Origin of the sequence: Microterricola pindariensis (genome assembly GCF_002936985.1) — a bacterium.
GTDB classification, from domain to species: Bacteria; Actinomycetota; Actinomycetes; order Actinomycetales; family Microbacteriaceae; genus Microterricola; species Microterricola pindariensis.
In genome coordinates this window covers 102,359-123,574 of sequence record NZ_MPZN01000001.1, presented here as the reverse complement: position 1 = coordinate 123,574, position 21,216 = coordinate 102,359, and the positions used below count along the sequence as shown (strand labels likewise).

Genomic DNA, 21,216 nt, shown 5'->3' with positions numbered 1-21,216 from the left:
ATGAGTGCCGCACGAATCAAGGGGCTCCTCATCGTCGGCGGGCTGCTGTCCGCCGTCCTCGCCCTCCTCGCCTGGACCCAGACCTGGGTGGTCGCGCACGTGGAGGGCACCCCGATCGACATCGACGGGGCCGCAGCCGCCCCCGCCCTGTCCGCGCTGGCCCTGGCCGGGCTCGCCCTGGGCGGCGCGCTGGCCATCGCCGGCCCCGCCTTCCGGCTGGTGCTCGGCGTGCTCGAGGTGCTGCTCGCCGTGTCCGTGGTGATCGCCTCCGCCGCCGCCATCGCCGACCCGGCCGCCGCCGCCATCGCCGACGTCACCAAGCTCACCGGCGTGGCCGGCGACACCGCCGTTCTGGCGCTGATCTCGGATGCCGCCATCACGGTGTGGCCGTGGGTCGGCGTGGCCTCCGGCGTGCTGTTCGCCGCCGCCGGCCTCGGCGTGCTGCTCAGCTCGCGGCGCTGGCCGGGCCCCGGCCGCAAGTACCAGGCCGTGCGCCTGGACCACGCCGACGGTGCCCCCCTCAGCGCCAAGGACGCCGCCATCGACAACTGGGACGAGCTCAGCCGCGGCAGCGACCCCACCGATCAGCAGTAACCCCCTCTTCCCCGGCTGCCCGGCCGCATGCGGCGGAGCCGCTAGACTTTCACACACCCCCTTCAACCTCTAAGGAGAACCATGAGCACAGAGTCAGTCGAGCCAGGACACGGCAATTCGCCGGCCGCATGGACCTCGGTCGTCATCATGCTCCTCGCCTTCCTCATCGGAACCGTCGCGTTCTTCCTGGAGCAGGAGTGGCTCGTCTGGGCCTCCGCCGGGCTCCTCGTCGCCGGCCTCATCGTCGGCTGGGCCCTCGGCAAGGCCGGATACGGCGTCAACGGCCCGAAGTACGCCCCGAAAGCGCACTAGCGAGTGCTGACCGAGCTCACCGCCGGCTCCGTTGAAGATGCCGAGCGGCGGCGCCTGAGCCGCCCATACGCCACCGTCGAGGCCGCCGCACTGGCGCGCCCGGCGGCCCTCGACGCCCTTGCCGCGCTGGCCCCGGCCGAGCGCGTCAAGGTCATCGCCGAAGTCAAGCGGTCGAGCCCGTCGCGCGGCCAGCTGGCCGAGATCCGCGACCCCGCCGCGCTGGCATCCGCCTACGAACAGGGCGGGGCCAGCGCGATCAGCGTTCTCACCGAGGAACGCAAGTTCGGCGGCTCGCTCGCCGACCTGGAGGCCGTGCGCGCCGCGGTGAGCCTGCCGGTGCTCCGCAAGGACTTCATCGCCACGCCGTATCAGGTGCTCGAGGCCCGCGCCGCGGGAGCCGACCTGGTGCTGCTCATCGTCGCCGCGCTCGAACAGCCGCTGCTCGCCGAGCTGCACACGCTGATCCTCGAACTCGGCATGACGCCGCTGGTCGAGACGCACAGCGCCGACGAGCTGGAGCGCGCCATCGACCTCGGTGCCGCACTCATCGGCGTCAACGCGCGCAACCTCTCCACCTTCGAGATGGACAAGAACCTCTTCGGCACCCTCTCCGACCGCATCCCGGCCGGAACCATCAAGGTCGCCGAGTCCGCGGTGCTCTCCGCCGCGGATGTCGCGCACTACCGCGCGGCCGGAGCCGACGTCGTGCTGGTCGGCGAGGCGCTCGTCACGAGCGACCCGATCCGCACGCTCTCCGAATTCCTGGCGGTCCCAGTAAGGAATCAACCGTGACGAACCCCACCGAACCGACCCCCTCCCGCAACCTGCGCGACGAGCTCGGCCCGTACTTCGGCGACTTCGGCGGGCGCTTCGTGCCCGAGTCGCTCGTCGCGGCCCTGGACGAGCTCACCGCCGCCTACGAGCTGACCAAGAAGGACCCGGCGTTCGCGGCGGAGCTCGCCGAACTGCACAAGAGCTACACCGGCCGGCCCTCCATCATCACCGAGGTGCCCCGCTTCGCCGAGCACGCCGGCGGCGCGCGGATCATCCTCAAGCGCGAGGACCTGAACCACACCGGCTCGCACAAGATCAACAACGTGCTCGGTCAGGCCCTGCTCACCAAGCGGATCGGCAAGACCCGCGTCATCGCCGAGACCGGTGCGGGCCAGCACGGTGTCGCCACCGCGACGGCCGCCGCGCTGTTCGGCTTCGAGTGCGTCGTCTACATGGGCGAGGTCGACACCGAGCGCCAGGCGCTCAACGTCGCCCGCATGCGCCTGCTCGGCGCGGAGGTCGTCGCCGTCAAGGCCGGCTCCCGCACGCTCAAGGACGCCATCAACGACGCCATGCGCGACTGGGTCACCAACGTCGAGAACACCAACTACATCTTCGGCACGGTCGCCGGGCCGCACCCGTTCCCGGCCATGGTCCGCGACTTCCAGAAGATCATCGGCGAGGAGGCCCGCGCCCAGGTGCTCGAGCTGACCGGCGCCCTGCCGGATGCCGTCGCCGCCTGCGTCGGCGGTGGCTCCAACGCCATGGGCATCTTCCACGCCTTCCTCGACGACCCCTCCGTCGCCCTGTACGGCTACGAGGCGGCCGGCGAGGGCGCCGACACGCCGCGCCACGCCGCCACCATCACCAAGGGCAGCCCGGGCGTGCTGCACGGCGCCCGCAGCATGATGCTGCAGGACGAGGACGGCCAGACCTACGAGTCGCACTCCATCTCCGCCGGCCTCGACTACCCGGGCGTCGGACCGGAGCACGCCTGGCTGAACAGCATCGGCCGGGCCGACTACCGCCCCGTCACCGACGCCGCAGCCATGGACGCGCTCCTGCTGCTCAGCCGCACCGAGGGCATCATCCCCGCCATCGAGTCGGCGCACGCCCTCGCCGGCGCGCTGGAGCTCGGCCGCGAGCTCGGCCCGGACTCGACCATCCTGGTCAACCTGAGCGGCCGCGGCGACAAGGACATGGAGACCGCCGGGCGGTACTTCAAGCTGATCGACGAGGGGGCCACGCAGTCATGAGTGCTGTTGAGCAGACCATCCGCACCCGCGTGGACGCCGGCAGCGGCGCCCTGATCGGCTACCTGCCGGTCGGCTTCCCGAGCCTCGGCGGTAGCATCGACGCCGCCGTCGCGCTCGTCGAGAACGGCGTCGACATCCTCGAGATGGGCCTGCCGTACTCCGACCCCGTGATGGACGGCAGCGTCATCCAGGCCGCCACCCAGCAGGCCCTGGCCGACGGCTTCCGGCTGCGCGACGGCTTCGAGGCCGTGCGCGCCATCACCGCCCAGGTCAGCGCCCCCGTGCTGATCATGACCTACTGGAACCCGGTCGTGCAGTACGGCGTCGAGCGCTTCGCCGACGACCTGGCCGCCGCCGGCGGTGCCGGGCTGATCACGCCCGACCTGATTCCCGACGAGGGCGCGGACTGGATCGCCGCCTCCGAGCGCACCGGCCTCGACCGCGTCTTCCTCGCCGCCCCCACCTCCACGCCCGAGCGCCTGCGCCGGGTCGTCGAGTCCAGCAGGGGCTTCGTCTACGCCGTCTCCACCATGGGCATCACCGGTGCCCGCGCCGACGTCGACGCGGCCGCCCGCGGCCTCATCGAGCGTCTGCGCGAGGCGGGCTCCACGAGCGCCTGCGTCGGCGTCGGAATCTCCACGCCGGAGCAGGTGCGCGAGGTCCTCGGCTACGCCGACGGCGCCATCGTGGGCTCCGCCCTGGTCAAGGCACTCGCCGATGGGGGAGTCGACGCCGTCGGCGCCCTCGCCCGCGAGCTGGCCGCAGGCAAGAACGCACTCTAACTTTTCACCGACCGAAAGGCAGTACTGGTGTTTGCACCGTTGAGCATTCCGAGCCCCGAGTGGAGCTACTTCGACCTCGGTCCGTTCCGCATCCACGCCTACGCCCTGTGCATCCTGGCCGGCATCGTCGCCGCGACGATCATGACCAGCATGCGCCTGACCAAGCGCGGTGCAGAGCCCGGAATCGTGCTGGACATCATCCTCTGGGCGGTGCCGCTCGGCATCATCGGCGCGCGCATCTACCACGTGCTCACCCACCCCGGCGACTACTTCTACCCGGGCGCCGACCTGCTGCGCACCCTGTACATCTGGGAGGGCGGCAACGCCATCTTCGGCGCGCTCATCGGTGGCGCGATCGGAGCATACATCGGATGCCGGATGACCGGCATCCGCTTCTGGTCCTTCGCCGACGCGCTCGCACCCGGCATGCTGCTGGCACAGGCCATGGGCCGTCTCGGCAACTGGTTCAACGCCGAGCTGTTCGGCCTGCCCACCACGCTGCCGTGGGGCCTGGAGATCTCCCAGAGCAACCCGGCCTTCCCTGTCGGCCTGCCGGAGGGAACCCTGTTCCACCCCACCTTCCTCTACGAGATCGTCTGGAACCTGGCCGGCGTCGCCCTCATCCTGCTGCTGGAGCGCAAGCTCACGCTGCGCTGGGGCAAGGCCTTCGCGGTCTACCTGATCTGGTACGGCCTCGGCCGCAGCTTCTTCGAGGCCATCCGGGTCGACCCGAGCGAGATGTTCCTCGGTGTGCGCACCAACATCTGGGCAGCCTGGCTGGCCGTGGTGATCGGAATCGTGCTGTTCATCGTGCAGTCGCGCCGCCACACCGGGGTCGAAATCAGCCCCTACGTGCCGGGTCGTGAATGGAACCCCGACGACGCTGATATAGAATCTGACAACGCAGATTCTGAGGAAGACGACCACGGCGATGGAGCCGCGACCATTCAGTCCACTGCCGCCGCAGCCACAAGCACAAACGGCCCGAACTCCTAGGCTCACCCACCCAGCGAGTTCTGCTCATCTCCCCTCGCATTCGAGGGCAGCGCAACAACCCATTTGTGGGCCAATGGCGTCCCTTCGCACTTCTAGCGTGAGGACGCCCAATCGTGACGTTTCAGCAGACATTTACGAGGTTCAGTCAAATCCCGGGTCGACAGGGTCTCTACGACCCTGGGCACGAGAAAGACGCCTGCGGCCTGGCCATGGTCGCAACCCTCCGTGGCACGGCAGGCCACGACATCATCACGGCGGCGCTCAACGCGCTGCGCAATCTGGAACACCGCGGGGCCGTCGGCTCCGACGCCGGAACGGGTGACGGCGCTGGGATCATCACGCAGATCCCCGACGCCTTCCTCCGGGCGGTGACCGACTTCGAGCTTCCCGCGGTCGGCCGCTACGCGGTCGGCAACGCCTTCCTCCCCACCGATCCCACCGCCCGCAGCGCGATCAAGCGGGCCATCGCCGACATCGCCGGCGAGGAGGGCCTCACCGTCCTCGGCTGGCGCGAGGTTCCCGTCCGGCCCGACGAGGTCGGCACGCTGGCCCGCGCGGCGATGCCCGCCATCCAGGCCTTCTACGTGCAGAGCGCGCGGCTCACCGGGGCCGGTGCCCCGCTCTCCGGCATCGAGCTGGACCGCCAGGCCTACCGGCTGCGCAAGCGCGCAGAACGAGAGCTCGAGATCTACTTCGCCTCGCTCTCCTGCCGCACCCTGGTCTACAAGGGCATGGTCACCACGCTCCAGCTGGAACCGTTCTACCCCGACCTCTCCGACGAGCGCTTCACCTCCACGCTCGCGCTGGTGCACTCGCGCTACTCCACCAACACCTTCCCGTCTTGGCCGCTGGCCCAGCCGTTCCGCATGATCGCGCACAACGGCGAGATCAACACCATCCAGGGCAACCGCAACTGGATGCGCGCCCGCCAGTCCCAGCTGGAGTCGGAGCTGCTCGGCGACCTCGCCCCGCTGCTGCCGATCGTCACGCCCGGTGCCAGCGACTCCGCCTCCTTCGACGAGGTGGTCGAGCTGCTCACCCTGTCCGGGCGCTCGCTCCCGCACGCGGTGATGATGATGGTTCCGGAGGCCTGGGAGAACCAGGCCGATATGGACGCGGAGCGCCGCGACTTCTACGACTACCACTCCATGCTCATGGAGCCGTGGGACGGCCCGGCCGCCATCGTGTTCACCGACGGCTCGCTCGTCGGCGCGACGCTGGACCGCAACGGCCTCCGCCCGGGCCGCTTCGTGATCACGGATGACGGCCTCGTCGTCCTGGCCAGCGAGATCGGCGTGCTGGACTTCGACCCGGCCACCATCGTGCGGAAGGGGCGCCTGCGCCCCGGCAAGATGTTCCTCGTCGACACCGTCGCCGGCCGGCTCATCGAAGACGATGAGATCAAGGCCGAGCTGGCCGCCGCCGAGCCCTGGGGGCAGTGGCTGGAGCAGAGCCGGATCAAGCTGGCCGAGCTGCCGGAGCGCGAGCACATCGTGCACCCGCCGGCCTCCGTCGTGCGCCGCCAGCGCACCTTCGGCTACACCGAGGAGGAGCTGCGGCTTCTGCTGACCCCGATGGCCCGTTTCGGGGCGGAGCCGCTCGGCGCGATGGGCTCCGACACCCCGATCGCCGTGCTCTCCGACCGCCCGCGGCTGCTGTTCGACTACTTCACCCAGCAGTTCGCCCAGGTCACCAACCCGCCGCTGGACTCGATCCGCGAGCAGCTGGTCACCTCGCTCGGCAGCTCGGTCGGCCCGGAGCACAACCTGCTCAGCGCCGGCCCGGAGCACGCCGGCCAGGTCTCGCTCACCTTCCCGGTGATCGACAACGACGAACTGGCCAAGATCCAGCACATCGACCCGCAGCCCGGCAGCAAGAGCACCGTCACGATCCGCGGCCTGTACCGCTTCGACGAGGGCGTCAACGCCCTGCGCGACCGCCTGGCCGCGCTGAACGTCGAGGTCGACCGGGCCATCGAGGCCGGCGCCCGCTTCATCGTGCTGAGCGACCGCGACTCCAACAAGGACCTGGCGCCGATCCCGTCGCTGCTGATGACGGCATCCGTGCACCACCACCTCACCCGCTCGGAGCACCGCATGAAGGTGGGCCTGCTGGTGGAGGCCGGCGATGTGCGCGAGGTTCACCACGTGGCCCTGCTGATCGGCTACGGCGCCTCCGCCGTGAACCCGTACCTGGCCATGGAGAGCTGCGAGAACCTGGTCCGCAGCGGCGTCATCACCGACGTCACCCCGGAGAAGGCCGTCGGCAACGTCATCAAGGCGCTCGGCAAGGGCGTGCTGAAGATCATGTCCAAGATGGGCATCTCCACCATCGCCTCCTACTCCGGCGCGCAGGCCTTCGAGGCGCTCGGCCTGGACGAGGGCTTCATCGAGGAGTACTTCACCGGCACCACCTCCAAGCTCGGCGGCGTCGGCATCGAGGTCATCCAGGCGGAGAACCTCAAGCGGCACACATCCGCCTACCCGGAGGATGCCGCGGTCACCGTGCACGAGCGGCTGCAGACCGGCGGCGAGTACCAGTGGCGCCGCGACGGCTCCCCGCACCTGTTCAACCCGGAGACGGTGTTCCGGCTGCAGCACGCCACCCGCACCCGCCGCTACGACATCTTCCGCGAGTACACCAAGCTGGTCGACGACCAGGCGGAGACGCTGATGACGCTGCGCGGCATGTTCGCGCTCCGCACCGGCCGGCGCCCCGCCGTCCCGCTGGAGGAGGTCGAGTCCGTCGCCTCCATCGTCAAGCGCTTCTCCACCGGTGCGATGAGCTACGGCTCCATCTCGCAGGAGGCGCACGAGACGCTCGCCATCGCCATGAACAGCCTCGGCGCCAAGTCCAACACGGGCGAGGGCGGCGAGGACCTGGACCGGCTGCTCGACCCGGAGCGGCGCAGCGCCATCAAGCAGGTGGCCTCCGGCCGTTTCGGCGTGACGAGCATGTACCTGAGCCACGCCGACGACATCCAGATCAAGCTCGCCCAGGGCGCCAAGCCCGGCGAGGGCGGCCAGCTGCCCTCCACCAAGGTCTACCCCTGGGTGGCGCGCACCCGGCACGGCACCCCCGGCGTCGGGCTCATCTCGCCGCCGCCGCACCACGACATCTACTCGATCGAAGACCTCAAGCAGCTCATCTTCGACCTCAAGCGGGCCAACCCGAAGGCGCGCATCCACACCAAGCTGGTCAGCCAGTCCGGCATCGGCGCGGTCGCCGCCGGCGTCGCGAAGGCGCTCTCCGACGTCATCCTGGTCTCCGGCCACGACGGCGGAACCGGCGCCAGCCCGGTCAACTCGCTCAAGCACGCGGGAACCCCGTGGGAGCTCGGCCTGGCCGAGACCCAGCAGACGCTGATGCTGAACGGCATGCGCGACCGGGTGGTCGTGCAGGTCGACGGCCAGCTGAAGACCGGCCGCGACGTCGTCATCGGCGCCCTGCTCGGCGCGGAGGAGTTCGGCTTCGCCACCGCCCCGCTCATCGTCGAGGGCTGCATCATGATGCGCGTTTGCCACCTGGACACCTGCCCGGTCGGCGTCGCCACGCAGAACCCGGAGCTGCGCAAGCGCTTCACCGGCAAGCCGGAGTTCGTGGTGAACTTCTTCGAGTTCATCGCCCAGGAGGTGCGCGAGTACCTCGCGGAACTCGGGTTCCGCACCCTCGGCGAGGCCATCGGCCACCACGAGCTGCTCGACACCGCCCAGGCGATCAACCACTGGAAGGCGTCCGGCATGGACCTGACGCCGATCCTGGTCGGGCCCGACTTCTCGGATGCCGAACCGCGCCAGAGCGCGCGCGAGCAGGACCACGAGCTGGAGAGCCACTTCGACAAGCAGCTCATCCAGCAGGCGGCCGGGGTGCTGGAGCGCGGCGGCCACGTGGCCATCGAGCTGCCCATCCGCAACACGGAACGCGCCGTGGGCACCATGCTCGGCCACGAGGTGACCATGCGGCACGGCGTCAACGGCCTGCCGGAGAACTCCATCGAGGTGACGCTGCACGGCTCCGCCGGGCAGTCGCTCGGCGCCTTCCTGCCCGGCGGCATCACGCTCCGGCTCGAGGGCGACTCCAACGACTACGTCGGCAAGGGCCTCTCCGGCGGCCGCATCGCGGTGCGCCCGGATCGGCAGAGCCTGTTCCCGGCCGAGCGCAACGTCATCGCCGGCAACGTCATCGGCTACGGGGCGACCAGCGGCTCGCTGTTCCTCCGGGGCATCGTGGGGGAGCGCTTCCTGGTGCGCAACTCCGGCGCCACCGCCGTCGTCGAGGGCGTCGGCGACCACGCCCTCGAGTACATGACCGGCGGCCTCGCCCTCATCCTGGGCGGCACCGGGCGCAACCTCGGCGCCGGCATGTCCGGCGGCACCGCGTACGTCTACGAGCTGAAGCGGGAGCGGGTCAACCCCGACTCCCTGGCCAGCGGCGAGCTGGAGCTGCTCGAGCTCGGCAGCGCCGACCGTGAGATCGTGCGCGACCTGTTGGAGCAGCACCGGGCGGAGACCGGCTCCGCCGTCGCGGAGCGCATGCTGGCCGACCTCGACGGCGCGATCTCGCGCTTCGTCAAGGTGCTGCCGCGCGACTACGCCGCCGTGCAGGGCATCCGGGCGCAGGCGGAGGCCGACGGGATCGACCCCGACGGCACACATATGTGGAATCGAATCCTGGAGGTGACCGGTGGCTGACCCCAAAGGCTTCATGAAGACAACTGAGCGCGAGCTCCCCGCCCGGCGCCCCGTCTCGGTGCGCCTGATGGACTGGAAAGAGGTCTACGAGGCCGGCGACTCCGCCGTGCTCAAGCGGCAGGCCGGCCGCTGCATGGACTGCGGCGTGCCGTTCTGCCACCAGGGCTGCCCGCTCGGCAACCTGATCCCCGAGTGGAACGACCTCACCCACCGCGGTGAGGGGCACGCGGCGATCGAGCGGCTGCACGCCACGAACAACTTCCCGGAGTTCACGGGCAGGCTCTGCCCGGCCCCGTGCGAGTCGGCCTGCGTGCTCGGCATCAACCAACCGGCCGTCACCATCAAGCAGGTCGAGGTCTCCATCATCGACCAGGCCTTCGACAACGGCTGGGTGACGCCGCACCTGCCCGGCCGCCTGACCGGCAAGACGATCGCCGTCGTCGGCTCCGGCCCGGCCGGCCTGGCCGCGGCCCAGCAGCTCACCAGGGCCGGACACACCGTCGCCGTGTTCGAGCGCGACGACCGCATCGGCGGCCTGCTGCGCTACGGCATCCCCGACTTCAAGATGGAGAAGCGCCACATCGAGGGCCGGCTGGCCCAGATGAGCGCGGAGGGCACCCGGTTCCGCCCCGGCGTGAACATCGGCGTCGACATCAGCTGGGCCGAGCTGCGCCGGCGCTACGACGCCGTCGTGGTCGCCACGGGCGCCATGGTTCCCCGCGACCTGTCCATCCCCGGCCGCGACCTGCCCGGCGTGCACTTCGCCATGGAGTACCTGGTGCAGGCGAACCGGGTCGGCGCCGGCGACGAGGTCCCGGGCCAGATCAGCGCCGCCGGCAAGCATGTGGTCGTGCTCGGCGGCGGCGACACCGGCGCCGACTGCATCGGCACCGCACACCGGCAGGGCGCCGCGTCTGTGACCAACCTGGCCATCGGCAAGCAGCCGGGGCTGACGCGCCCGAGCCACCAGCCGTGGCCGATGGACCCGCTCCTCTTCGAGGTGCAGAGCGCACACGAGGAGGGCGGCAGCCGCGAGTACCTCGTCTCCACCGTCGAGTTCCTCGCCGACGAGGCCGGGGCGCTGCGCGCGGTGCGCGTGGCCGAGACCGAGTTCGTCGACGGCCGCCGGGTGCCGCGCTCCGGCACGGAGCGCGAGATTCCGGCCGACCTGGTGCTGTTGGCGCTCGGATTCACCGGCCCGGAGCAGGAGCACCTGGCGCCCCAGCTGGAGCTCGGCTTCGACGAGCGCGGCAACGCCGAGCGCGGGTCCGACTACCAAACCAGCCACGAAGGCGTCTTCGTGGCCGGTGACGCGGGCCGCGGCCAATCGCTCATTGTCTGGGCAATTGCCGAGGGTCGTGCTGCGGCATCCGCCGTAGACCGGTACCTTGAAGGGGAGACGCTTCTTCCCTCCCCGGTCAAACCCACCGACAGAGGATTCAGCCTCTAAAACTTCTCGCGGCAGGCACGGCCATCGCCGCCGTCGCGGCAAGAACCCATCCTGAGTCCATTCAGGCAAAAAATACGGAGTACATAAATGAGACGCGCGAAAATAGTCGCAACCCTCGGGCCGGCCACGTCCAGCTACGAACAGATCCGGGCCATCATCGATGCCGGTGTAGACGTCTGCCGCATGAACCTGAGCCACGGCACCTACGACGTGCACGAGGGCGTTTACCAGAACGTCCGCAAGGCCGCCAACGACTCCGGTCGCGCTGTGGCCGTGCTGGTCGACCTGCAGGGGCCGAAGATCCGCCTGGGCAAGTTCTCAGACGGCCCGCACGACCTCGCAGAGGGCGACATCTTCAAGATCACCACCGAGGACATCCTCGGCACCAAGGAGATCTGCGGCACCACGTACAAGGGCCTGCCCGGCGACGTGAAGCCGGGGGACTTCCTGCTGATCGACGACGGCAAGGTGCGCGTCGAGGTCGTCTCGACCGACGGCACCGTCGTGACCACCAAGGTCATCGTCGCCGGCACCGTGTCGAACAACAAGGGCATCAACCTGCCCGGCGTCGCCGTCAACGTGCCGGCGCTCTCCGAGAAGGACGAGGACGACCTGCGTTGGGGCCTCGAGCTCGGCGCCGACCTGATCGCCCTCTCCTTCGTGCGCAACGCCGAGGACATCACCCGGGTGCACGAGATCATGGACGAGGTCGGCCGCCGCGTGCCGGTGATCGCCAAGATCGAGAAGCCGCAGGCCGTCGAAGCCCTCGAGGGCATCGTCGACGCCTTCGACTCCATCATGGTCGCCCGCGGCGACCTGGGCGTCGAGCTGCCGCTGGAGGCCGTGCCGATCGTGCAGAAGCGCGCCGTCGAGCTGGCCCGCCGCATGGCCAAGCCGGTCATCGTCGCCACGCAGATGCTCGAATCGATGATCTCCAGCCCGGTCCCGACCCGTGCAGAGACCTCGGATGTCGCCAACGCCGTCCTCGACGGTGCAGACGCAGTCATGCTCTCCGGCGAGACGAGCGTCGGCGAGTACCCGGTCGTCACGGTGCAGACCATGGCCCGCATCGTCGACTCCACCGAGGAGCACGGCCTGGAGCGCATCCTGCCGCTCACGGTCAAGCCGCGCACCCAGGGCGGGGCGATCACCCTCGCCGCGGCCGACGTCGCCGACTTCGTCGACGCGAAGTACCTCGTCGTCTTCACCGAGTCCGGTGACTCCGCGCGCCGCATGTCGCGCATCCGCTCGAGCATCCCGATGATCGCGCTGACGCCGGAGCCCAGCATCCGCCGCCGTCTGGCCCTGACCTGGGGCATCCAGACCTATCTGGTCGACCGGGTCACCCACACCGACCAGATGATCGGTCAGGTCGACGACGTTCTGCTCGGCCAGGGCCTGGCCGAGATCGGTGACAAGGTCGTTGTCATCTCCGGGTCCCCTCCCGGAATCGTCGGCTCGACCAACGACATCCGCGTGCATGTCGTCGGTGACGTCCACAACGAGGCCGCCCCCGCGTACAAGCGCAGCTAGTTCTCGTTGGCACAGGCCCGGTTCATTCGTGAGCCGGGCCTGTGGCGTTCCCGGGCGGCGCGGATGTAGTGTGTGGGCCAGCCCCACCGACAACGACGTCCAGGAGTCGACGATGCCCGCAAGCGTTCTGCCCGAAGTGCACATCCCCGCCGTCAGCATCTACGAGTCGGTGTTCGGCGCCCTGAGCGAGGAGGACCTCGCCGCGGTCGCCATCATCGACGGCGTCACCGGCGCCGAGACCAGCTTCGGCCAGCTGCGCGGGCAGATCGACGCCCTCGCCGGCGCGCTGGCCGCCCGCGGCGTCGAGCTCGGCACCGTCGTCGGCCTGCTCTGCCCGAACGTGCCAGCCTTCGCCACCGTCTTCCACGGCATCCTGCGCGCCGGCGGCATCGTCACCACGATCAACTCGCTCTACACGGCGGGGGAGATCGAGAACCAGCTGCGGGATTCCGGAGCGCGCTGGCTGTTCACCGTGTCGCCGTTCCTGCCCGCAGCCGAGGCCGCCGCCGCGGCGGCCGGCATCCCGCCGGAGCGGCTCGTCGTCCTCGACGGCGCCGACGGGCACCCCTCGCTGCGGGAGCTGCTCGGCGCGGGGGAGCGGCCGCCGGAGCTGCACTTCGACCCCGCCACCCAGATCGCCGTGCTGCCGTACTCCTCCGGCACGACCGGGCACCCCAAGGGGGTCATGCTCACCCACACCAACCTCGTCGCCAACGTCGCCCAGGGCATCGGCGCGATCGGCGTCGAGCGGGGCGAGCGGGTGCTCGCCGTGCTGCCGTTCTTCCACATCTACGGGCTCACCGTGCTGCTGAACTACGCGCTCACCCTGCGCGCCGTGCTGGTCACCATGCCGCGCTTCGAGCTGCCCGAGTTCCTCCGCATCACGAGCGAGCACCGCTGCAACTGGCTGTTCATCGCACCGCCGATCGCCGTGGCCCTCGCCCAGCACCCCCTCGTCGACGACTACGACCTCTCCAGCGTCAACGTGGTCTTCTCCGGGGCGGCCCCGCTGGCGGGGGCCCTCGCCGACGCCGTCGCCGCGCGGCTCGGCTGCACCGTGGCGCAGGGCTACGGCATGACGGAGGCCAGCCCGGCCACGCACGTGATCCCGAACACCCGCCCAGACATCGACCGCTCCAGCGTCGGGCTGGCCCTGCCGAACACGCAGTCGCGCGTCGTCGACCCGGAGACGGGCGCCGACGTGGACGTGCCGGACGCCGGGCCGAGCCTGCCGGGGGAGCTCTGGGTGCGCGGCCCGCAGGTGATGGCCGGCTACCTCGGCAACGAGGCGGCGACGGCAGAGACGCTCGACGCCGACGGCTGGCTGCACACGGGCGACCTCGCCACCGTCGACGCCACCGGCGTCCACTGGATCGTGGACAGGCTGAAGGAGCTGATCAAGTACAAGGGCTACCAGGTGGCGCCCGCGGTGCTGGAGGCGGTGCTGCTGGAGCACCCGGGCATCGCGGATGCCGCGGTGATCGGCGTCGCCGACGAGGACGGCCAGGAGATCCCGCAGGCCTTCGTCGTGCTGCAGCCGGGGGCGAGCCTCGCCGAGGACGAGGTGATCGCGTTCGTCGCCTCCCGCGTCGCCCCGCACGAGAAAGTGAGGCGAGTTCGTTTTGTCTCCGCGATCCCGAAATCCAGTGCGGGGAAGATCCTCCGACGCGAGCTGCGGGAGCACTCCTGATGGGCGCGTATTCCGCAGCCCACCAGGTCTTTCAGGGGGAGTTGTGCCGGTGGTGGGACTCGAACCCACACGTCTCTCGACAAAGCATTTTGAGTGCTCCGCGTCTGCCATTCCGCCACACCGGCGCACAAGACCTCGATCAGAATACCGTAGGCTTGACGCTGTGACTGACACAGACATCACCCCAGCCCCACCGCGCCGCGTCGTCGTCGCAGAAGATGAGTCTCTGATTCGTCTCGACATCGTCGAGATCCTGCGTGACGCCGGCTTCGAGGTCGTCGGTGAGGCCGGTGACGGTGAGACCGCGGTCGCACTCGCCACCGAGCTGCGCCCCGACCTCGTCATCATGGACGTCAAGATGCCCCAGCTGGACGGCATCTCCGCCGCCGAGCGCCTGAGCAAGGGCCACATCGCGCCCGTCGTCCTGCTGACCGCGTTCAGCCAGAAGGAGCTCGTCGAGCGTGCGACCGAGGCCGGCGCACTGGCCTACGTCGTCAAGCCGTTCACCCCGAACGACCTGCTGCCGGCGATCGAGATCGCCCTGGCCCGCTACGCCCAGATCATCGCCCTCGAGGCCGAGGTCTCCGACCTCGTCGAGCGCTTCGAGACCCGCAAGCTCGTCGACCGGGCCAAGGGCCTGCTCAACGAGAAGATGGGCCTCACCGAGCCCGAGGCGTTCCGCTGGATCCAGAAGGCGTCCATGGACCGCCGTCTGACCATGCACGACGTCGCCCAGGCGATCATCGAGCAGCTCAGCGCCAAGAAGTGATCGCGTAGCGATCGGATCGAGGAGGCCGCCAGGCCGGATCGAGATCGCTTCAATTTTCGAGGAGCGGATGCCGACGGCATCCGCTCCTCGGCGTTTAAGCCGCGCTCGGGCGCAGGTCCTTGATCAGGTTCGTGATGCGGATGGTGCAGCAGCGCCGGCCCTGCTCGTCGCTGATCGCGATCTCGTGCGTCGTGAGGGTGCGGCCGAGGTGGATCGGCGTGCAGACGCCCGTCACCCAGCCCTCCGTCGCCGAGCGCGTGTGGGTGGCGTTGATCTCGATGCCGACGGCGAGGCGGCCGGGGCCTGCCCAGAGGTTCGCCGCCATCGAGCCGAGCGACTCGCCGAGCACCACGAACGCGCCGCCGTGCAGCAGCATGGCCGGCTGCGTGTTGCCCTCCACCGGCATGCGGGCGACGGAGCGCTCGACGGTGAACTCGGTGAACTCGATGCCCATCTTCTCGGCGAGGGCGCCGACTCCACGCTGGACGACCCACTCGAGGGCGTCGGTCTCAGTCTCGCTCATGCTCACCTTTGAAGTCTGTTGCCCACGAAGTCCCGCGCCCTGTCGGTGCTGGCTTGTAGGCTGTGTCTGTGTCGGATTCAGAAAAGCCTACCCTTCTCATCATCGACGGCCATTCGCTGGCGTTCCGGGCGTTCTACGCCCTCCCGGTGGACAGTTTTCAGACCAGGGACGGGCAGCACACCAACGCCATCCATGGCTTCATCTCGATGCTGCTCAACCTGCTGAAGAACGAGAAGCCGACGCACATCGCCGTCGCGTTCGACATCTCCCGCTTCTCCTTCCGCACCCGCGAGTACCCCGAGTACAAGGGCACCCGCGGCGAGACGCCGCCGGAGTTCATCGGCCAGATCCCGCTGCTGCAGGAGGCGCTGGCCGCGATGAACATCGTGACCATCACGAAGGAGGACTTCGAGGCCGACGACATCCTCGCCACCCTCTCGGTGCGCGGCACCGAGGCCGGCTACCGCGTCCTCGTCGTCTCCGGCGACCGCGACAGCATCCAGCTGGTCAACGACAACGTCACGCTGCTCTACCCGAACACGCAGGGCGTCTCCCAGCTGAAGCGCTACGACCCGGCCGCCGTCGAGGAGCGCTACGGCATCCGCCCGGAGCAGTACCCGGACGTCGCCGCCCTCGTCGGCGAGACCAGCGACAACCTGATCGGCATCAGCAAGGTGGGCGAGAAGACCGCCGTCAAGTGGCTCGGCCTCTACGGCAGCCTCGACGGCATCCTCGAGCACGCAGACGAGATCAAGGGCGTCGTCGGCAACAACCTGCGCGAGCAGAAGGAGAACGCCATCCGCAACCGGCGGCTGAACCGCCTGGTCACCGACCTGGAGCTGCCGGTCGCCGTTCCCGAGCTGGAGCGCGGCCCGATCGACGAGCAGGCGGTGCGCGACATCTTCGCCCGCCTCGAGTTCCGCAGCCTGCTCGACCGGGTGCTCAAGCAGGAGATCGCCGAGGGTGCTGAGAGCCCGGCCGGCGGCGAGGCCGCCGCGGCCGCCGCCGACATCCCGCAGACCCCCACCGCGCAGACGCTGCTCGACGAGGAGCTGCGCGGCTGGCTCGACCGCGTCACCGCCACCCACCCGGCCGGCCTCGGCCTGAGCGTCGAGGTGCTGGACGGCCAGGCCATCGGCTTCGGCATCGCCAGCGAGACCGAGACGGTCAGCCTGCCCTGGATCCCCGGCCGCAGCGACTACGCGCCGTTCGAGGAGTGGCTGGCCAGCGACGCCCCCAAGATCATGTGCAACGCGAAGGGCCAGCTGAAGGCCATCCGCCGCTCGGGCCTCGCCTTCGCCGGCCTCGCCACCGACGCGCTCGTCGCCGGTTGGCTGTTGCGCCCGGGCGGCCAGGAGAAGACCCTCGTCGACCTCGTGGCCCGCTACCTGGAGGAGACCGTCCCGCAGCCGGACGCCAACCAACTCGTGCCCGACGACAGCGCGCCCTCCGGCGCCCCCGTCGAGGCCTGGTACGCGCTGCGGGTCACCCCGCAGATCGTCGAGCAGCTCGACGCGGGCTCTCGCAGTGTGCTCGACGACATCGAGATGCCGACCCTGTCCGTGCTGGTCGAGATGGAGCTGCGCGGCGTCGCCGTCAGCCATGACGAGCTCGCCGCCCTCTCCTCCGAGCTCGGCGAGACCGCCGCCGGCATCGCCGCGCAGGCCTTCGCCGAGATCGGCCGCGAGGTCAACCTCGGCTCGCCCAAGCAGCTGCAAGAGGTGCTGTTCGACCAGCTCGGCATGCCCAAGACCCGCGCGACCAAGACCGGGTTCTCCACGGATGCCGGCGCGCTGGCCGACCTGCAGCAGAGCAACCCGCACCCCTTCCTCGGCCTGCTGCTCGAGCACCGCGACGCCACCAAGCTCCGCCAGATCGTCGAGACGCTGGACAAGGCGATCGACACGACCGGCCGCATCCACACCAACTACATCCAGGTCGGCACCGCCACGGGCCGCATCGCCTCCACCGACCCCAACCTGCAGAACATCCCGGTGCGCACGGAGGACGGCCGTCGCATCCGCGCCGCCTTCCACGTCGGCGACGGCTACGAGACCCTGCTCACCGCCGACTACTCGCAGATCGAGATGCGCATCATGGCGCACCTCTCGGAGGACGCCGGGCTGATCGAGGCGTTCAACGCCGGCGAAGACCTGCACCGCTTCGTCGGTTCGCGCATCTTCGGCGTCGACCCGGCCGATGTGACCCCGGCCATGCGCAACAAGGTCAAGGCGATGTCCTACGGCCTCGCCTATGGGCTGAGCGCCTTCGGCCTGTCCAAGCAGCTGCGCATCGACACGGCTGAGGCCAAGCAGCTGATGACCGACTACTTCTCCCGCTTCGGCGCCGTGCGCGACTATCTGCGCCATGTCGTCGAGCAGGCCAAGGTCGACGGCTACACCACCACCCTGTTCGGCCGCCGCCGGCCGTTCCCCGACCTGGCGAGCCCCAACCGGGTGCACCGCGAGGCCGCGGAGCGCCAGGCGCTGAACTCGCCCATCCAGGGCTCGGCCGCCGACATCATGAAGCGCGCCATGATCGCCATCGAGAACGACATCGCCGCCCAGGAGCTGCGCAGCCGCATGCTGCTGCAGGTGCACGATGAGTTGATCTTCGAGGTCGCCCCCGGCGAGGCCGAGGTACTCGAGGGCATCGTCCGTGGCGGCATGGGCGGTGCGGCAGAACTGCTCGTGCCGTTGGACGTGCAGCTCGGCCACGGAACGAACTGGGACAGCGCCGCGCACTAACCGGGTGCGCGCCCGGCGCGGCTGGCCAGGCTGAGGCGGCCAGCAGCGCCGGCTCAGGCGGAAGGCAGCCAGGTCCGCGCGGCCGCCACCAGCGCCGTGACGCCGATGCCCAGCGTGGGATCGATCACCGGGGCGTAGTGCGGGGAATGGTTCGACGGCACGGTGAGCAGGGCCGGGTCGGTCATGTCGCCCGTGGTGAACAAGGACGGGTCGCTCCCGCCGAGCAGCCAGTAGGCGAGCGGGGCGCCGCAGCTCGTCGCCAGCACGCCGACGTCCTCGCTGCCCGAGCCCGCCCCGGGATCCATGACGTTGCCCGCTCCCAACCAGTCGCTGAACACGCTGAGGGTCTTGCTGAGCGCCTGCGCGTCATTGACCACGATGGGAAACCGCTCGATCTCGGTGATCGTCGGCTGCTCCGGAGAGCCCGCCGTCGCGGCCTCGCCGGAGACGATGCGGGACACCCCGCTCAGGATGCGCTCGCGCACGCGGGCGTCGTAGCTGCGGATGTTCAACTGCAGCTCGGCCTCGCCGGGGATGACGTTGGCGGCGTCGCCGGCATGAATCGACCCGACGGTGAGCACCGCGGTGGCCGTGCTCGGAATCTCCCGGGAGATGATGGTCTGCAGCCGCAGCACCGTCTCGGCCGCCAGCACCACCGGGTCAACCGATGCCTCGGGCATCGAGCCGTGGGCGCCCTTGCCGATCAGGCGGACGCGCAGCGAATCCGAGGCCGCGTACGAGGGCCCGGCGTGGCCGGCGATCTTGCCGGCCGGCAGCGGCGCCACGTGCTGGCCGAGAACCACATCGGGCACGGGGAACCGCTGGAACAGGCCGTCGTCGACCATCGCCTGCGCGCCGGCGCCCAGTTCCTCGGCCGGCTGGAACACCAGGAGCAGCGTTCCCGCCCAGCTCGCGCGGTCGGCGGAGAGCACCTCCGCCGCGCCCAGCAGGCAGGTGGTGTGCAGGTCGTGACCGCAGGCATGGTCCACCGGGACGGTCTTGCCGTTGGCATCGGTGGCCGTCACGGTGCTCGCATAGGGGAGCCCGGTGTCCTCCTTGACGGGCAGGGCGTCCATGTCGGCCCGCAGCAGCGCGGTCGGCCCGTCACCGTTCCGGAGCACGCCGACCACGCCGGTCCGGCCGACGCCGGTCGTCACCTCGTAGCCCAGCTCTGACAAGCGGTTCGCCACGATGTTCGCGGTGCGGGTCTCCTGGAACCCGAGCTCCGGGTGACTGTGCAGATCCCGGTAGAGATCGGCGAGAGCCGGGTTGACGGTGACTTCTTCGAACACTTTTGGACACATGAGAATCCCTCGACTTGGTTGGTTTCGCGTCACGCTACGTCAACCGCATCCCACTGTCCAGCGCCCGCACACTGCAGCGGAACGCACACGCGGTCCTGTTCTAGGCTGAACGCATGAGCAACGACATTCAGCGCACGCCCACCGGGATCGACCAGATCGCCGAGAGCTGGGTCGACACCCTGGTCGAGCTGGCACCGACCGTCGGCACCTACATCGGCCGCAACGAGGTGAACGGCCGCTTCGGCGACTACTCGCCGGCCGGGCACGAGGCGATGAGCGCCGCCGCGCGCGGCGTCATCGCCGAGCTGGACGCCGCGGCGCCCGTCGACGCCGTCGACGAGGTCACCCAGACCGACCTGCGGGCGACCCTGGAGCTGCAGCTGCGCAGCGCCGACGCGCAGCTGCACCTGCGCGACCTCAACGTGATCGCGTCGCCCGCGCAGGAGATCCGCGAGGTGTTCGACCTGATGCCGACGGCCACGGTCGAGGACTGGGAGCAGATCAGCTCCCGGCTGGCGGCCGTGCCCGACGCCATCGACGGCTACATCCAGACGCTGCGCGCCGGTATCGCCGCGGGTGTCACGCCCGCCGTCCGGCAGGTGCGCGAGGTCGCGGCCCAGACCGACCGGCTCTGGGCCGACAACGGCTTCTTCACCGAGTTCACCGCCGGCGCCTCCCTGGAGTCGGGCGAGCTGCCGGCGTCGCTGGCGCGCAAGCTGGCGGAGGGCGCCGGTGTCTCCGCCGTCGCCTACCGCAAGCTGAGCGAGTTCCTCACCCAGGAGCTGGCGGCATCCGCGACCGAGGCCGACGGCGTCGGCCGCGACATCTACGCGCTGGCGTCCGAGCACTTCCTCGGCTCGAAGATCGACCTCGACGAGACCTACGAATGGGGTGTCGAGGAGCTGGCCCGGATGGCGGCCGAGCAGGAGAGCATCGCCAGGGAGATCAAGCCCGGCGCCAGCGTGCTGGAGGCCATCGACTTCCTCGACAAGGACCCCAGCCGGAAGCTGCACGGCACCGAGGCGCTGCAGCGCTGGATGCAGGAGACCAGCGACCGGGCCGTCGCCGAGCTCGGCCGGGAGCACTTCGACATCCCCGAGCAGATCCGCGAGCTCGAGTGCATGATCGCCCCCACCCAGGAGGGCGGCATCTACTACACGCCGCCCACCGACGACTTCTCCCGCCCCGGCCGCATGTGGTGGTCGGTGCCGGAGGGCGTCACCGAGTTCGAGACCTGGCGCGAGCTCACCACCGTCTACCACGAGGGCGTCCCCGGCCACCACCTGCAGTTGGCGCAGGCCGTCTACAACCGCTCGACCCTGAACACCTGGCGCAGGCAGCTGGCCGGCACCTCCGGCCACGCGGAGGGCTGGGCGCTCTACGCCGAGCGCCTGATGGAGCAGCTCGGCTACCTGGACGACCCGGCGAACCGGCTCGGGATGCTCGACGGGCAGCGGATGCGGGCCGCTCGCGTCGTGCTCGACATCGGCGTGCACCTCGGCAAGCAGCGGCCGGACGGCAACGGGCCGTGGTCGGCCGAGTACGCCTTCGAGTTCCTCAGCCAGAACGTCAACATGAACGAGGGCTTCGTGCGCTTCGAGGTGAACCGCTACCTCGGCTGGCCCGGCCAGGCGCCCTCCTACAAGGTCGGCCAGCGCATCTGGGAGCAGCTGCGCGACGAGGCCGCCGCCCGCGCCGGCGCGACCTTCGACATCAAGGCGTTCCACAAGCGGGCCCTCGACCTCGGCGGTGTCGGCCTCGACACGCTGAAGTCGGCGCTGCTGCGCTGACGCCG

At 70.0% G+C, this 21,216-nt stretch carries 15 protein-coding genes and 1 tRNA gene; 13 read left to right on the top strand and 3 right to left on the bottom strand.

Features of this window, described 5'->3' with window-relative positions; genetic code table 11:
• From GY24_RS00575 to GY24_RS00530, 10 genes are all read left to right on the top strand, one after another.
• Entirely contained in the window at positions 1-594 is a 594-nt protein-coding gene (locus tag GY24_RS00575; RefSeq protein WP_104473872.1) for a Trp biosynthesis-associated membrane protein, read from the top strand.
• 81 nt (positions 595-675) lie between these two features.
• Positions 676-906: a DUF6704 family protein gene (locus tag GY24_RS00570; protein ID WP_104473871.1), complete on the top strand. Its 231-nt coding sequence runs from the start codon at positions 676-678 to the stop codon at positions 904-906.
• Between the two features lie 3 nt (positions 907-909).
• Positions 910-1,698 carry an indole-3-glycerol phosphate synthase TrpC gene (trpC, locus tag GY24_RS00565; protein WP_104473870.1) on the top strand — a complete coding sequence of 263 codons (789 nt, stop codon included), beginning with the start codon at positions 910-912 and terminating at the stop codon, positions 1,696-1,698.
• Entirely contained in the window at positions 1,695-2,936 is a 1,242-nt protein-coding gene (gene trpB, locus GY24_RS00560) for a tryptophan synthase subunit beta (protein ID WP_104473869.1), read from the top strand. The genes trpC and trpB overlap by 4 nt, the downstream gene beginning before the upstream one ends.
• On the top strand, positions 2,933-3,718 hold the full coding sequence (gene trpA, locus GY24_RS00555; protein ID WP_104473868.1) for a tryptophan synthase subunit alpha: 786 nt from the start codon (positions 2,933-2,935) through the stop codon (positions 3,716-3,718). Before trpB ends, trpA begins: the two co-directional genes overlap by 4 nt.
• A 27-nt stretch (positions 3,719-3,745) precedes the next feature.
• A complete protein-coding gene (lgt, locus tag GY24_RS00550) occupies positions 3,746-4,714 on the top strand; it encodes a prolipoprotein diacylglyceryl transferase (RefSeq protein WP_104473867.1) in 969 nt (322 codons plus the stop codon).
• A gap of 113 nt (positions 4,715-4,827) precedes the next feature.
• The gene (gene gltB, locus GY24_RS00545) at positions 4,828-9,405 is read left to right on the top strand and encodes a glutamate synthase large subunit (RefSeq protein ID WP_104473866.1); all 4,578 of its coding nucleotides are present in this window, start codon (positions 4,828-4,830) and stop codon (positions 9,403-9,405) included.
• A complete protein-coding gene (locus tag GY24_RS00540) occupies positions 9,398-10,855 on the top strand; it encodes a glutamate synthase subunit beta (protein ID WP_104473865.1) in 1,458 nt (485 codons plus the stop codon). The genes gltB and GY24_RS00540 overlap by 8 nt, the downstream gene beginning before the upstream one ends.
• A gap of 87 nt (positions 10,856-10,942) precedes the next feature.
• Positions 10,943-12,388, top strand: coding sequence for a pyruvate kinase (gene pyk, locus GY24_RS00535; RefSeq protein ID WP_104473864.1), 1,446 nt, complete (start codon positions 10,943-10,945; stop codon positions 12,386-12,388).
• Positions 12,389-12,500: 112 nt separating this feature from the next.
• Complete coding sequence (locus GY24_RS00530) at positions 12,501-14,078, top strand: AMP-binding protein (RefSeq protein WP_104473904.1); 1,578 nt, start codon at positions 12,501-12,503, stop codon at positions 14,076-14,078.
• A 44-nt stretch (positions 14,079-14,122) separates the two neighbouring features.
• On the opposite strand, the gene GY24_RS00525 is transcribed toward GY24_RS00530, so the two are convergent.
• Positions 14,123-14,203, bottom strand: a tRNA-Leu gene (locus GY24_RS00525).
• Between the two features lie 38 nt (positions 14,204-14,241).
• Here GY24_RS00525 and GY24_RS00520 point away from each other — a divergent pair.
• A complete protein-coding gene (locus GY24_RS00520; protein WP_067227073.1) occupies positions 14,242-14,847 on the top strand; it encodes an ANTAR domain-containing response regulator in 606 nt (201 codons plus the stop codon).
• Positions 14,848-14,941: 94 nt separating this feature from the next.
• Here GY24_RS00520 and GY24_RS00515 read toward each other — a convergent pair whose 3' ends face one another.
• The gene (locus GY24_RS00515; RefSeq protein WP_104473863.1) at positions 14,942-15,370 is read right to left on the bottom strand and encodes a hotdog fold thioesterase; all 429 of its coding nucleotides are present in this window, start codon (positions 15,368-15,370) and stop codon (positions 14,942-14,944) included.
• 68 nt (positions 15,371-15,438) lie between these two features.
• Here GY24_RS00515 and polA point away from each other — a divergent pair, with 68 nt between their 5' ends.
• Positions 15,439-18,117: a DNA polymerase I gene (gene polA / locus GY24_RS00510; protein WP_104473862.1), complete on the top strand. Its 2,679-nt coding sequence runs from the start codon at positions 15,439-15,441 to the stop codon at positions 18,115-18,117.
• A 53-nt stretch (positions 18,118-18,170) separates the two neighbouring features.
• Here polA and GY24_RS00505 read toward each other — a convergent pair whose 3' ends face one another.
• A complete protein-coding gene (locus tag GY24_RS00505) occupies positions 18,171-19,421 on the bottom strand; it encodes an amidohydrolase (protein WP_104473861.1) in 1,251 nt (416 codons plus the stop codon).
• 113 nt (positions 19,422-19,534) lie between these two features.
• On the opposite strand from GY24_RS00505, the gene GY24_RS00500 reads away from it, so the two are divergent.
• Positions 19,535-21,211: a DUF885 domain-containing protein gene (locus GY24_RS00500; protein WP_104473860.1), complete on the top strand. Its 1,677-nt coding sequence runs from the start codon at positions 19,535-19,537 to the stop codon at positions 21,209-21,211.
• Positions 21,212-21,216 lie beyond the last annotated feature (5 nt).

Bases quoted from the DNA above. Each gene is read 5' to 3' on its own strand.
- GY24_RS00575 (WP_104473872.1), top strand. From the start codon at position 1: ATGAGTGCCGCACGAATCAAGGGGCTCCTCATCGTCGGCGGGCTGCTG.
- GY24_RS00570 (WP_104473871.1), top strand. From the start codon at position 676: ATGAGCACAGAGTCAGTCGAGCCAGGACACGGCAATTCGCCGGCCGCA.
- trpA (WP_104473868.1), top strand. From the start codon at position 2,933: ATGAGTGCTGTTGAGCAGACCATCCGCACCCGCGTGGACGCCGGCAGC.
- pyk (WP_104473864.1), top strand. From the start codon at position 10,943: ATGAGACGCGCGAAAATAGTCGCAACCCTCGGGCCGGCCACGTCCAGC.
- GY24_RS00530 (WP_104473904.1), top strand. From the start codon at position 12,501: ATGCCCGCAAGCGTTCTGCCCGAAGTGCACATCCCCGCCGTCAGCATC.
- GY24_RS00515 (WP_104473863.1), bottom strand. From the start codon at position 15,370: ATGAGCGAGACTGAGACCGACGCCCTCGAGTGGGTCGTCCAGCGTGGA.
- GY24_RS00505 (WP_104473861.1), bottom strand. From the start codon at position 19,421: ATGTGTCCAAAAGTGTTCGAAGAAGTCACCGTCAACCCGGCTCTCGCC.
- GY24_RS00500 (WP_104473860.1), top strand. From the start codon at position 19,535: ATGAGCAACGACATTCAGCGCACGCCCACCGGGATCGACCAGATCGCC.